Origin of the sequence: Pseudosporangium ferrugineum, from assembly GCF_003002065.1 — a bacterium.
GTDB lineage: Bacteria > Actinomycetota > Actinomycetes > Mycobacteriales > Micromonosporaceae > Actinoplanes > Actinoplanes ferrugineus_A.
The window spans coordinates 13,151-26,223 of record NZ_PVZG01000026.1; the positions used below are offsets into that span (position 1 = coordinate 13,151).

Consider the following 13,073-nt stretch of genomic DNA (forward strand, 5'->3'; position numbering starts at 1 on the left):
CGCTTATGCTTACAAGCTAGGTCAGCTTGTAAGCACAGGCCAAGAGACAAGATCCGTATTTCAGATGGTGAACACGAAGATCAGGAGAGGGGGTACGTGTCCTCGATCTCGTGCCTGCTGCCGGGCATCACGATGACCGAGGCAAGGATGGGTGCGCCGCTCGACTGATGCGCGGTGATGACCACGCTGAGGACCGCCTCGTCCTTCGGTACGCCGAGAGCGTCCACCTCGGAGGGATCGACTTGGCGAGCGGTCAGCCGCTCGGTCGCGTAGTCGGCGCGCAGGCGCTTCCGGCTCGCAATGTGGTCGAGGATGCTGCCCGAGATCGGGTCCGGCTTACTGATGTCCGTACCGACCGCGATGTCCACCGGGACGAAAGTGCTGATCAGATCGATTGGCCCGGCGGCTGACACCGTGCGGCGCCGGCGCTCGTAGACCGGGGTGCCTTCGGGGATGTCGAGAGCGGCGGCAACTCGCGGCGTCGCCAGAACCGCGCCCACGTGCAGGATCTCCGTCTCGGCGCCCTCATCGAGGTCGACCGCATCCCGCGCGTACTGGGGCACAGCGCCACCTGATGGCGGCCGTCCACGGACGAAGCTGCCTTTGCCCTGATGAGACTCGATCCAGCCGTCCTGCTTCAGAATGCCGAGAGCTCGGAGCACCGTCGGGCGGGAGACGTCGAACTCGGTGCAGAGCTGGCTCTCGGACGGAAGGCCGGCGCCGGGCGCATAGGTCCCGTCTTCGATACGGGCGCGTAGCGCGTTCAGTACGCGCAGGTACTTCGGCGTCGGAATCTCGTACGCCATGGGTCCACCCACCAGGGTCTATGTCGGTCCCAGCATGTCAATACAGGAGGGTAATGCCTGTCAGGATGACCCAACAAGATGGCTCAGTCAGTCGGGTTGGCGACCCGCGGCGTGTTCCCGAGCCACCCTGACCAGACGACAGCCCCCGTGACGGTCTCCGGCCGGGTGGCACCGGGCCATCGTCGCGGCAGGCAGCCGTAGCGGCCGAAAACCCGCAGCGCGGCGCGCCGGATCGCACAAGGGTCTTCCCCAGAGCAGGCCGGGCAGTGAGTGTTGCCGCTGCCCGCCGTGTGCTGATCGAGTTGGACTTGTGCGGCACGCAGTTGGTCGCGGACCGCCGATGAGAAGAAGATGGTCATCTCACACCCCGCTGCTCGGTTTGTTGAGACGCAGGCCGGCCAGGCACACGAAGATTTCGCGGCGTTCGATGGCGGCACCGGCGTCGTCCAGCGCATAGCCAGTCAGCCAGGCCCAGCCGACGTAGGTTGGCCGCTGACTTATCGAGATCACGCGGAACACGAGTCGGGACGACCCCGCGAACTGCACGGACGCCGCGTGACCGATGTTCAGGACATCGCCGGGTTGTGGGATCACACCGCCTCCGTGTTGGAAGGGCACCGGAGCAGGCGGGCATCGGTTCGCCAGCACCCGCCCCGGTGCCGTCTCAGAGGCCCGTGACCACTCGCTGTCCACGTCCACCGCAGTCCATGCAGGAGCGGCGCGCGGTGAGCCGGCTATCCCGGCACGACTGAGCGACGGTCCGTAGGGCAGTCCGGTGCGTCGTGTACTTCCACCCAACGCCGGCGCAGGAACGGCAGGCATCGGGGGCAGTGGATACGGTGGGCTCGGGCATGCGACACAGGTTGTAGCCAGATCCGGCCCGGAACCCGGAAAATCATTCCGAGGTCGTCGATCTCGATCGGGGGATGCTCACCGCATGCGCGGAATGATGACGAAGCTGACCATCGGCGAGCGAGTGGCCTGGTACCGCCGACGGCGCGGCATGTCGCAGGAGGTCCTGGCCGGACTCGTCGGCCGCACGCCGGACTGGCTCGGCAAGATCGAGAACAACCGGATTGAGCTGGACCGGCTCTCCGTCATCACTGCCCTGGCAGGCGTCCTCGACGTGGCACTCGGCGATTTGCTGGCCGAGCCGTCCCTGCTCGACTGGTCGAACGAGTCCGGGCTGGAGACCGTGCCGGCATTGCGGTCGGCGCTGATGGACTACCGCGGCATCACTGCGCTGGGCAGTGGCGAGATGGATGTCGAGCCGCCCAACCTGTCCGAACTGCGGGGCGAGACGGGCGGACTGTGGGAGGCGTACCAAGGTTCGCGCTTCGGTCTGGTGACCAACCGGCTTCCGGCGCTCCTCAAGCACGCCCAGGCCGCCGTGTACGAGTTCGAGGGCGAGGACCAGGACGACGCGCGGCACCTGCTCGGGCTTACGTACCAGCTCGCGGCCACCCAACTGACGAAGCTTGGCGAGACCGACCTCGCGTGGATCGCAGCGGAGCGAGGGCTCTCCGTCGTGCGGGTGACCGGGGATCCTGTGGTCGCCGGTTCGCTCTTCCGGTCAGTGGGACACGCGCTTAACGCAACCGGCCGGTACAAGGACGCCGTACGCCTCACGAACGACGCGGCCGGCTATCTCGACCAGTTCATGACCGACGCGACGCCGGAGATGCTCTCCGTCTACGGGACGCTGCTGCTCGCCGGATCGGTCGCTGCGGCCCGCGCCGGCGACGCTGAGACGGCGCGCACCTTCCTCTCCGAAGCCGACGACGCCGCGCTGCGACTGGGCCGCGACGCGAACCACCTTTGGACGGCATTCGGGCCTACCAACGTCGCGATCCACCGAGTCGCGGCTGCCGGCGAACTCGGGGACATCCAGGTCGCTATCGACCTCGGGCCCCGTGTCGACACAGCCGGGATGCCGATGGAGCGCCGCGTTCGTCATGCTCTGGAGGTGTCGCGGGCGTACAGCTCGTGGAACCGGCAGGAAGAAGCGCTCGCCACGCTCCTGCACGCTGAGCAGATGGCGCCCGAGCAGGTTCGGCATCACTACCTCGGACGACAGCTCGTGCTCACGTGGATCCGTCAGCAGCGCACCAAGCCGTCGGCCGCGCTCGTCGGCCTGGCACGTCGCCTCCAGGTGCTCGACTGATCCACTCGCTCTACGCTGCTCGGTGTGATGACCTCCAAGACTCCCCCCATGGCCACTCCGCGTATCGCCGCAGGTGCCCTCTTCTTCGACGATGACGGCCGCATCCTGCTCGTGAAGCCGAGCTACAAAGACGGCTGGGAGATACCCGGCGGGTATGTGGAGCCAGGCGAGTCGCCACGGGCAGCGTGCATCCGGGAGATCGAGGAAGAGATTGGGTTGTCAGTAGCGGTCGGTTCCCATCTCGTCGTTGATTGGGCACCGATCGACGCTGAAGGCGACAAAATTCTCTTCATTTTCGATGCAGGGGTGCCCACCGAGCGGGATCGCGCCGCCATAAGGTTTCGAGACGGCGAACTGACTGAGTGGAAGTTCGTACATCCAAGTGACCTTGATGGACTCATGCCGTTACGGCTCATCCGTCGCATCCACACAGCCATCGACGCTAGAAATCGCGGCGTGCCAGTCTACGCAGAGTACGGCTCTGCACCACACGAAAGCGAACAGCGGTATAAACTGGAGACTACGTGAACGGACCCGTACTGAATCTGAGTTTTGACCCGGGACGCAAGCCTGTTTCGGTATGCACTCACCGTCAGCTGCAACCACCACAGGCCACCGCCCAGCCTCGGGTTGCACCAAACGATACACCCGCTGCAATGCGTCATGGTGACGACTTGGAAGTCGAAGCCAGTCTCACGAGTTCTGGAGCGAAACGGGGTGGCAGCCGTCGCCCTCCGGCGATTAAATCCCGGAGATCATCCGGCGCAGATCCTGATTAGTCGGATAGTCATTCATCATCACCTGAACTAACGACTCAGCACTAATATCCAGACCTCCCCCGCCCTTTTGTAGCAAATTCGCGGCGTGCCACCATCGTGCCGCACCGGTTCCGGATGGGAGTAAACGAGAGGGATCACCTCCGGCTCGCTCCCACACAGACTCCTGCTGGGGGCCATCCGGGTAAAGCTCCGCCCCCATTGCGGCAAGGTCCTTGCGCGGGACGGTCATCCTTGAACTACTCCCAACCGGGGGATGACCCTCAATCGCCGTCAGACGAGCGAGCATCTCGAACACGAATGCGGCAGCGTTCGCAGCCGCCAGCGGTTGGGAGCCTTCCGCATCAACCACCGATTTATCATCGATAAGATCCGAGATACCTCGGACGGCGATCACGCGAGCGCGCTCATTAGACTGACCGCCACTTAGCGCCCCAAAGTCCTCCATGTCAACAGCTACCGCGTCGCCATACGTTTTCCGGATTAGCGACAGGGCTTCCGATCGACGGTCTGCAATTACCTTTTCGCCAACAACCACTGGAGCCACTAACGCAACGGGCGAGCGGCGCGCAGCGGACCAGGAACCAGCGGAACCGACGCCGCGCGACAGCCAGGATCCGTCGGCAGCGACTGCTCTCGCAAGTTGCACTAAAGCTTGGCTCACAGCCGCCTGATCGGGGCGGGGAAACAGCAAACCATCTTGTTTTCCAGCCTCAATCCAATAAACCTTGCTACCCGCAACTACATCGCCAATCTCGACATCCTTCAAACCTCCCGCAATTCCCATCATCACAATAGCGTACGGCCGGAAGAACTCCTCCGCTCGAGCACTCAACACGGCTGCAGGAACGTTCCCGGGGCCTGTCTCAATGACAGCAACAAACAAGCTGCCAAACCTCCCCACATCAGCGGAGAGACCACTTTCTGCCTCGACCTGAACGTCATGCAAGTGCTCCCGGACCGCGATGCGCTCCAGCTTAAGAGCGGTCACGACCAGAATGTCAAACTTCTTAGCAGTCACTTCTTCTTCCGCTTCCCAAGACTCGCCACAACCGCATGCAGGTCTCTATTCTTCGGATAATCGATTACCATCTCGTCGAGCAAATCCTTCATTTTGGGTGCCCCACGCTGGCCTTGCATGACCGCATGGAGGGCCAAGCCCCACCGAAGCCGGCCGGTTCGAGCCTTCGGCAAATCCGCGTCACGACCGCCTGCTCGCTCCCATAGCCCTCCGACAGTCGGCCCCTCCGCATAGAGGTCCACTGCGATGTCATGAACTGCGTCGCGGAAATCGTCAGCAGTAGTGAAATCATCAACGCCGTCGCTTATGCCCATGAGGCGCCGAAGGCGTTCAAGCGGATTGAATAGCTGCGCCACCCGCCCTGCGACAAGGCGAAGGTCTGATCGAGTAGCAGCTAAGTCCACAACCGTCTCGGCAGCTCGCTTCCAGCGCCGATCCACGATCAGAATCGCTAGCCCAATTGCATCCTCCCGAGAAAAACGTCCACGACGGGCTACAAGGGCTGCGTGCTCGGGACGAGCGAACGGCAATTCCCGCAGAAGCGCGAGGGCCTGCGCAGCATCGTCGTGCGCCGTCGACCCAATCACTTCTGGTGCCAATATAGCGCCCTGAAGCTGCGGTTCTGGTACAGGATCGCCTGGGCGGAAGCTGCGTGCAACAGCTGCCGCGGTAACAGCTTTGAAGCGGCGTTCAATATCGGGCGGCATTCGATTCCATAGTGCCGCCCTCTGAGGATGCTGAGAAATATCGGCTGCGTGCGTCCGCGACAGGGCGTCGAGCAATACTGGGTCGACTGCTTCGTCACTGGCAACCCGTGAGAGTAGCACTTCAGCCGCTGTGTCCAGGGGCGCAAGGTCCCAGGGATCTGCGCCGTGACGGACAGCCGATGCCCAAACGCAACGAAACGCGTCGTCCGCCGCATCACCGCCAGACAGAAGCGACGGCTCTCCAACGATCAATCTGCCAGCACGATCGACGAGTCCCGGATCAAGCAATTCCAAAGCGAGGTCAACCACCCCAGCGCTTCCTATGCGTCGGGCCAGAACGTCCTCCGCTGATGGCACGCGTATACTGATATCCATCTGTGCTGCCCAAGCTGTAACTGGCTCGGCAACGTCAACTGTCATTGCGTGGGTGAGCGGAAGCTTATGCTTGGCGGCAGCACTGGCGACCCATCCAGGAACGACCGCCGCTTCATTGACCGCTCTAGCGACCTCAGTGTCCAGGGCTGCGCCGGAGCCAGCGTAATTAACGAGCCAAGAAAACGGAGCAGGACTGTGGGCATAACTAAGTACGGCATCAATAGCGGTCGGAAGGGATGAACGGTCCACCGCCTCTCGCAGGCCGGCAGCTAGCGCGATTGTAACCTCATCGTCAGGGTTGGAAGCAATGTCGGTTGCCGCCTCGGCAAAGTCTGACCTACGGGACGGGTCTAGGATTGTGTCGATAGCCCACGACCTAAGAATATCCTTAAGCGAGATGGAAGAAACAAACGAGTTCCATGGAATACCTCGCAGACCGCGGATGTCGGGGAACCTAGCGGTAGGAGTGATATCAGCTAGGCGCGCCAAAGCAGTGCGTTTCGGTACCGCTCCCTTTCGGGGTGAGGGTTGGAGCAGGCCCAAAAGCTGCAGGAGGCTTCGCACCGACTCATGATCCAAAGACTGAACAGATTCTAGCAGTTCAGCCGCAATAGCAAGATAGCGCCAATGCGCCAGCCTGACGCCGCCGACTTCCAAGTTGTGGGCGAGGCCACTTGCACGACCCCCGTCGTCGCCGAAAAATGCATCGCGCGCCAGATCCACCATGACAGGGCTGGCGACACCGACAGTTCTCCAGTCGCTCCATCGAGAACGTGCTCGGTCCGGAATCTTTACCACAACGATCGAATCGTTGTTGATCGGTACTGGTATCGCCTCCGGGTGAAATGCTGCCCCGAAAACCATACGGATACGGTCGCCGACCGAGGCGTGCCTCCACAAGCAGCCGATCGCATCTCCAAGGCCAACGCCCAGCCAAGCAGCCCGGCCCTCAACGAGAACGGCCGAACCCAGAGCGGATGCACCTGCCGGATGTGTGTGCCGCGCAGCAAACGGGATTGCGCTTAGCGGTCGAGTAAGGTCAATGTCTGCGTCATTCAGTTGTGCGAACAACGCCAAAAGATCGATGTTGGCAAGCAACTCCACGGGAATAATCGCGGCGGTCGTCGCGACCATCCCCGGTCGAGACGCCGTCTCATCTGGCTGTGTAACTTGCACAATGTACATATTATCGAGGCGGTACCCCGCCACGAATCCATCGACGACAGCATCTGAGCTTTGCGGCGGGGCGTCAGTATGCCAAATAATTCGGCCGGCTAGATCGTCAGGAGCACCGGTATGAGAAAGCAAAGTATGGGCTCCACCACGATTGCCGAACCTCGCTAAATGAATAGCTGCATTCATCGCGAGTGAACCAAGAGAGTCAGATCGGGATTCCTCTCTCCACCAGCCGTGACTACCCACCCCATCTGTTGTGGCCCCGCATCGAGGTAGTCATCCGCCGGCGCGTTTTCATCGAGCGGCTTTCCCTGTGCCGAGAGGCCGGCAACTTCGAAGGACCCACCCCAGGTTGAGGAGCAGAAGGAGTGGAGGAGAGAAAGGCGTCGACGCGCGACATCGGAAGGTCGAGTTTCGGGGGACTCACCAAGCTCGTCCCAACACGACAGCACAAGGGTCAATCTCGGAGGAGGTGGCGGTGGATCGCTGTCCACACGGCGAGTGTGAAGCAGCGCCTGCAACAGTTCTACGGCCCACATGTCGACAGGCAATTCATATGGATCGTCCTCTTCGGACTCGAAAGACGCCTGCGCTAACTCACCGATAGGGCGGACCAACAAGTCCGGCAGATCCGGGTACCGACTAAGGCGGATCATGAGTAACCATTGATCACTGGAAGACGCTTCACTCCGCCATCGATCCGGTACGCGGCGGTCGTGAACGAGGCTGCGAAGATCCTCGCCGGCGTAGTCGGGAACCGAGACGTCTACCAGCCGGCCGTCAAGATCTACTGCGGCTAAGCTCAGAGAAGTGTCTGTGCCATGAGGGGTATGCCCTACGGCTAAGCCCTGTTGGAGACGTTTGTAGCCTTCTTCGATCGCGCTTAGAGAAGCAGAAACTGTCCGAGCACGAAGCTCTCCTTTGCCCGCGCTCACACGTCCATGAAGCTGAACAAGAAAGGTCGTTTTTCCTGCGGCAGCGCTACCTAGGACCAAGACACGGCGCGATTCTCGTCCGAGTTCCATCACGGCTTCTCCCTATCGAACCGAAACGCCAGGAACGGATCGTCGGACTTCGTACGGTCGTATGCGAGAGAAGCTTTCTTGGGTGCCAGAGCTGCGAGAACGCCCTGGTCGACGGGAGAGGTTAGTGGCTGGGATGAAGCGTTGTGCACTGATACACGAATGGTTGGTCGGCCAAACAGACGCATGTTTAAGTCGTTGAGGAAAGTTTGGATCAGATCGGGTACTGCATTGTCTACCTTGGTCTGGACAGGAATCACGGGACGGCCATTCGCGGCCGCCTTGAGGCGGTGTGCGAGAGTTTCGTAGTTACCTCGGGCGATACCGCGATCAGGACCTGACAGAGCTGCACTGTCGGCAAGAATGACGAACGCATCCGCCGCATCGGCTATCCACTGCACCCCGGGCGCATCTCCCGCGTCGTATGCCCATTCCGAGTACCATTCCCCTGGCACATCTGTGTATAGGATTTGCCTTGTATTGTCGAGTCCCATGTTTAGGGCCATATGCAGCAGTGCTGGCGTGCGATTGTCAGGTGCCGTCGTGTGCGGCGGGAATCCCCGACCGTGAGGAACCCATTGCAGGTGGCGGCCGATTTGATGCCAACCGATCAATGTATACGAACCCGCGAAGCGGCTTCCGAACTCCCCCGTGCCGCGCCTGGCCGCCAGCCAATGTGCGGCGAGTAGCGTGGTTTTGCCTGCGTTCGGCGCGCCAACTATCGCCACGAAGTGAGAGCGCCCAATCGCGGCAACCGCGGAAAGGTCTGCCAGGCCGAGCGCCAAACCCGACCATGGCAAGGGTCTACCTTCCGTTGAACCGATGTTACTTGCCACGGGATTATCAGCGACGAAGTTGGGACAAGGTACCTGCCCCAATACGCACGCCGTATCGGGCGCGAAGCATGTAGTACGCGAACACTCTCCGCGCACAGCTAAGACGGGGGACATCATTCAGAGTCACCGAGCTGTTCAGGGGGTGATGTGTCGGCAAGACGACGCGCTTGTAGATCGCGGAAGATAAGTACCGCCGCTCGACTAGCGGAAAGGGCTTGCCCAGGCGGCACCAGCGGCGTATCTACCGCCGATGAGATCGCGTCAATGAACCCTAGCGGTGTAGGTTCAGGCGAACCTACGAGTTGGGACGCTTGTTCTGCTTCAGCAAGTGCAGCGACATTCAGCTCTGCTCGCTTCGTAACATCCTGCGTTAGGTCTGCAAGAAGATGCTCCACGGCTAGGGGAGCGATCGCCGGTACGATGCTATGAAGATCAACGGCAGCGGCGATAGCCGCATCGGCCACTGAGAGGTCCCCGTACGCACGTGACAACCGAGCGCTGAAGGCGGTCTGTCGCCACCAGAGCAATTCACTGCGAAGCAAAACCGCATTCACTCGCTGATCGTGGACGCCGATTACCTCACGAAGCCGCCCGCCAAGCAGAGATACAAATTCCCTTAGCTGGGCGACGGAACGTTTATACGCTTCAGCTGACAGGATCTCCGACACGCCCACCAACTGATCGACGTGACTAGCATAGTCCGCTTGCAGGCTCTGGGCAAAGTTGTTGTAGTTCCCATTTTCTTGGAGCTGCTGGGAACGGTCCCTGAGGGGTGTCTTGATAGCTATTTTTTCGAGGTCAACCTTCGCAACCGTCGGCATTCGCAATCGGGCTGCGGCTGGCGAAGGCTGCCACAGAGTCGCCACAGCTGGACTGACTGCGTCATCCCATTCCGCTGCCAATTCTGCGATAGGTTCCGCCCACCTACCCACAGGTAAGCACTCGACCGCGCTGCGCAATGAATACCACGCTGCTTGTTGGAGTGCATCATCACTCGCAGCCGCCCGTGCTACTGCTGCTAGAACCAGTGCACGAAGAATCTCCGTGGGTCGCTCCGGGAAGGCGTTACGAAATGTCACCCACTCATCAAGCAGAACCTTCTCAGCAGTCGCAAGTGGCGTCGCGGCAGCCGGCGTTGACGCGTCGAGCGCTGCGATGACTGCGTGCGGAATCAAGCCGCGCGACTTGCCCGCAAGCTCAATGGATAAGGCTTGTTCGGCCGCTCGGATGCGCTGAACGCGATCTTCATCATCGCCTAGTTCGGTAAGCAAGCTGGAGCGGAGGAGCGCTCCGATCACGTCCATGGCAACTTCCTCGCTGTTCGTCCCTTGCACCACGACTGAGTGGAGCTCGTGGAGACTACCAGCGCGTCCTGCGCGATGGTGTCATACACTCCTGAGCAACTGCACGGCGGACGAACGTCCTGAGTGTGCCTCGTCGACCGGCTCATGGGCTCAGACGCAACGACGCTTCTACGTGATCCACACGACTACGCCAGCGTCTGCATCATGTGGACTTGTAGATCCGGTACAGCCATCGCACCGACGCACAGTACCCCGCGAAGAGGCCAGCTGCCGATACTTTGTAGGCAGTCGCCAGGCTCGACTGCGTGATGATTACGAGCCCTGCCGCCGACGGGCCAACAAAGAGGACGAAGGCGGCCACAATACGCGCAATTGAACGACGCCTAGCGTTCTTTCCGACACCGTGACTATGCTCCCATGCACTTGCAATGGATGGAGGTAGGCTCCCGCGCAGGAAGTTCCTAATGGCGCCGATTCTGTGATCGTTAGATGCGTAAGCATGAAGGGCGACGAAACCGACTGCAGGTACTGCCGGGATGAACCATAGATTCTTGGTCGTGACCACCCCGAGGAACAGTGCGGCCACCGAGCCAATATAGGTTAGAACGTAGTTGTCCCTCAGCGCTATCCTCGCTGTTTGCTCCGCCTTCAACGCAGAGTACGATGCAGTTGATAGGGCATCGGCGACAGACGCCTTAGGATCCACGATTCCACCGCTTCCAAGACTTGATTTATCCTATAGCAATCTAACGCAGCTCTGCCATCCATAGGAAGTGCTGTCGGGTATCTCGGCGTACTATTTGCAGTACCGTCTCCTTCATGGTTAGCAGTGACGACGTACAGAGTTGGCATGGGATAGCGTCCTTGGTGGTCGCACTCCTATGACGGCTACGGTACTACCCTGCCGCTTGGCGAAGCCGATTCTTCACTGATTGCCGGTCGCATCTCATTCAGCCAGGATCGCTTCAGCCAGATCACTGCCGATTTGTTCTCTTCTGGATCAAGGCGCCGCGCAAGCGCGACGCGGGGCACTCGTGGGCACCCTGCGGGCGGCCTCCGGCCGTCCTCGCGCGCCCACGGCGCCTACGCCTACCGTTGAGCGGTGGTCATCGATGACGATCTGGGTTCTGCAGGTCTCCGACTGGTTCACTTTGGCTACTCCCCCGACAGCGGTTCCCAGCAGCTCCTACTCCTCGACGGCAGCTACAAGGTCGGCTGGCTCAACTACGACATCTGCGCTGCATGCCGACGAGGGCACGTCTGGAAGCTGACGATCGACGACGAGCATCAGCACCAAGGCGTGGGATCTCACATGCTCGACGTCGTCAGGCAGCGGACACCCGGACTCCGATGGACTACCAGCGGCCAACGCAAGGAGGCTGTGGAGTTCTGGGCGAAGGTGGGCGCCCGCACTGGTCTCGGCTACCAAGCGGAGAAGCCGTGCCCCTGCCTGCAGAACGAGACGAGGCCATGGCGCCGGCGGTTCGAGGCCTGGAGGCATAGGCAGGTCACCGGTCGGTAGCGGCCGTGACGATCGCCGAGGGTGTCCCTGTCCGGAGATCGGCACGGCGATCGCTGCCGCGCCGCTCCGCAGCTTGCCACCGAGTGACGTAGTTCCGCTTCTAGAGTCAGCCCAGCGCTGCCGTAAGGCGTCGTCGAGAGACTCACACCGGTGGCTCTACCGCGGTTCCTCCGACGATGCTTTGGGCGGCACCAGGACAACGTGGGTGCCGTAGTCACGCGCGGCCCGGAAGAGGATGTCCAGACCGGTCTCATCGCCGTCAAGAGACCGCGCGAGCGGGATCCACCAGGACTTGGAGCCACCGTCGAAGTCGGCTCCACTGCTCTTGATGAGCGCGGTCTGCTCGCTGAACCTCGGACCTTCGATAGGCGCGGACCAGATCCGCAGTTGGTACCCAACGAGGTGATCGCTGTTGATGTCTACCACCAGCCCGAGATTACGGACGTCGCGCGCCGCTTCGAGGTGCTCAGCCACGACCCGACGTATGACGCCAAAGCGTGGCCGCAAACTTGACCAGTGGGCTGACGCGGGGCAAGGCGCACGGCGGAATCGGGCATACCACCCTCTGCCCGTGGGCCATTGGCGGGCCAGTAACCGTGATCAACAGAGGCCGTGAGCGGGCACGAGCGGGCAGTCAGTCACCCATACTGAGCAGGCGATCCGGTCAGATCCACCCAGGCCGTAGCGATCTTCCAAACTGATTACGCGAGTTCGATTCTCGTCGCCCGCTCAACTCTGGCACTCCCATGTCAGCCGAGGGCGCTGACCTGGGAGTTTCGCATTTTACCTGGGGGCCGAGCCCCCAGACCCCGCGGTGCGGTCGGTGCGGCCTCGCTGGGGGCGCGGGCTACCGGCGGACAGGCACCCCGGGCGCGGAACTCACGGGACGGCGGCGCGGCCCCCGAGCGCGAGCTACCGGCGGTCACGCACCCCGGGCACGGAACTCACGGCACGGCGGCGCGGACCCTGGAGCCCGGACTACCGGCAGACACGCACCCCGGGCACGGAACTCACGGCACGGCGGCGCGGACCCTGGAGCCCGGACTACCGGCAGACACGCACCCCGGGCACGGAACTCACGGCACGGCGGCGCGGACCCTGGAGCCCGGACTACCGGCAGACACGCACCCCGGGCACGGAACTCACGGCACGGCGGCGCGGACCCTGGAGCCCGGACTACCGGCAGACACGCACCCCGGGCACGGAACTCACGGCACGGCGGCGCGGACCCTTGAGCGCGGACTACCGACGGACACGCACCTCCGGGCGCGGAAGTCTTGGTGGTGGGTACGGCCTCCGTAGTGGCGGCAGCTCGGGTGGTCGGCGTCGCGGCCTCGGATCCCCGGGCTTGGCGGCCACCTGGG

Annotated in this window: 12 protein-coding genes and 1 tRNA gene; 4 read left to right on the top strand and 9 right to left on the bottom strand. The window is 62.0% G+C overall.

What is annotated here, in order from left to right; genetic code table 11:
- Positions 1 to 80: 80 nt before the first annotated feature.
- Together CLV70_RS34230 and CLV70_RS34235 are read right to left on the bottom strand one after the other, a co-directional pair.
- Positions 81 to 806 carry a GntR family transcriptional regulator gene (locus CLV70_RS34230; protein WP_106130768.1) on the bottom strand — a complete coding sequence of 242 codons (726 nt, stop codon included), beginning with the start codon at positions 804 to 806 and terminating at the stop codon, positions 81 to 83.
- Between the two features lie 360 nt (positions 807 to 1,166).
- Positions 1,167 to 1,400 carry a hypothetical protein gene (locus CLV70_RS34235; protein WP_106130769.1) on the bottom strand — a complete coding sequence of 78 codons (234 nt, stop codon included), beginning with the start codon at positions 1,398 to 1,400 and terminating at the stop codon, positions 1,167 to 1,169.
- Between the two features lie 343 nt (positions 1,401 to 1,743).
- Here CLV70_RS34235 and CLV70_RS34240 point away from each other — a divergent pair, with 343 nt between their 5' ends.
- Together CLV70_RS34240 and CLV70_RS34245 are read left to right on the top strand one after the other, a co-directional pair.
- Positions 1,744 to 2,970: a helix-turn-helix domain-containing protein gene (locus tag CLV70_RS34240; RefSeq protein ID WP_211304006.1), complete on the top strand. Its 1,227-nt coding sequence runs from the start codon at positions 1,744 to 1,746 to the stop codon at positions 2,968 to 2,970.
- 27 nt (positions 2,971 to 2,997) lie between these two features.
- Positions 2,998 to 3,498 (top strand): NUDIX domain-containing protein, encoded by a 501-nt coding sequence (locus tag CLV70_RS34245; RefSeq protein ID WP_281260525.1) that lies wholly within the window; start codon positions 2,998 to 3,000, stop codon positions 3,496 to 3,498.
- A gap of 213 nt (positions 3,499 to 3,711) precedes the next feature.
- Here CLV70_RS34245 and CLV70_RS34250 read toward each other — a convergent pair whose 3' ends face one another.
- The 6 genes from CLV70_RS34250 to CLV70_RS39375 all read right to left on the bottom strand — a co-directional run bounded on the left by CLV70_RS34250 (position 3,712) and on the right by CLV70_RS39375 (position 10,893).
- Positions 3,712 to 4,767: a phosphorylase family protein gene (locus CLV70_RS34250; RefSeq protein WP_106130771.1), complete on the bottom strand. Its 1,056-nt coding sequence runs from the start codon at positions 4,765 to 4,767 to the stop codon at positions 3,712 to 3,714.
- On the bottom strand, positions 4,764 to 7,211 hold the full coding sequence (locus CLV70_RS39360; protein WP_245908657.1) for a GAP1-N1 domain-containing protein: 2,448 nt from the start codon (positions 7,209 to 7,211) through the stop codon (positions 4,764 to 4,766). The genes CLV70_RS34250 and CLV70_RS39360 overlap by 4 nt, the downstream gene beginning before the upstream one ends.
- Positions 7,208 to 8,050 carry a TRAFAC clade GTPase domain-containing protein gene (locus tag CLV70_RS42160; protein ID WP_425440263.1) on the bottom strand — a complete coding sequence of 281 codons (843 nt, stop codon included), beginning with the start codon at positions 8,048 to 8,050 and terminating at the stop codon, positions 7,208 to 7,210. Before CLV70_RS42160 ends, CLV70_RS39360 begins: the two co-directional genes overlap by 4 nt.
- The gene (locus CLV70_RS39365) at positions 8,050 to 8,883 is read right to left on the bottom strand and encodes a TRAFAC clade GTPase domain-containing protein (protein WP_146164264.1); all 834 of its coding nucleotides are present in this window, start codon (positions 8,881 to 8,883) and stop codon (positions 8,050 to 8,052) included. Before CLV70_RS39365 ends, CLV70_RS42160 begins: the two co-directional genes overlap by 1 nt.
- Before the next feature lie 113 nt (positions 8,884 to 8,996).
- Entirely contained in the window at positions 8,997 to 10,187 is a 1,191-nt protein-coding gene (locus CLV70_RS39370; protein ID WP_146164265.1) for a GTPase-associated system all-helical protein GASH, read from the bottom strand.
- A 202-nt stretch (positions 10,188 to 10,389) separates the two neighbouring features.
- Positions 10,390 to 10,893: a hypothetical protein gene (locus CLV70_RS39375; protein ID WP_146164266.1), complete on the bottom strand. Its 504-nt coding sequence runs from the start codon at positions 10,891 to 10,893 to the stop codon at positions 10,390 to 10,392.
- A gap of 396 nt (positions 10,894 to 11,289) precedes the next feature.
- On the opposite strand from CLV70_RS39375, the gene CLV70_RS34255 reads away from it, so the two are divergent.
- Complete coding sequence (locus CLV70_RS34255; protein ID WP_106130772.1) at positions 11,290 to 11,709, top strand: N-acetyltransferase; 420 nt, start codon at positions 11,290 to 11,292, stop codon at positions 11,707 to 11,709.
- A 156-nt stretch (positions 11,710 to 11,865) separates the two neighbouring features.
- Here CLV70_RS34255 and CLV70_RS34260 read toward each other — a convergent pair whose 3' ends face one another.
- Positions 11,866 to 12,183, bottom strand: a complete 318-nt coding sequence (locus CLV70_RS34260; protein WP_106130773.1) for a hypothetical protein — start codon at positions 12,181 to 12,183, stop codon at positions 11,866 to 11,868.
- A gap of 142 nt (positions 12,184 to 12,325) precedes the next feature.
- Between CLV70_RS34260 and CLV70_RS39965 the strand changes: the two genes are divergently transcribed.
- Positions 12,326 to 12,439 (top strand) — tRNA-Ser (locus CLV70_RS39965).
- Positions 12,440 to 13,073 lie beyond the last annotated feature (634 nt).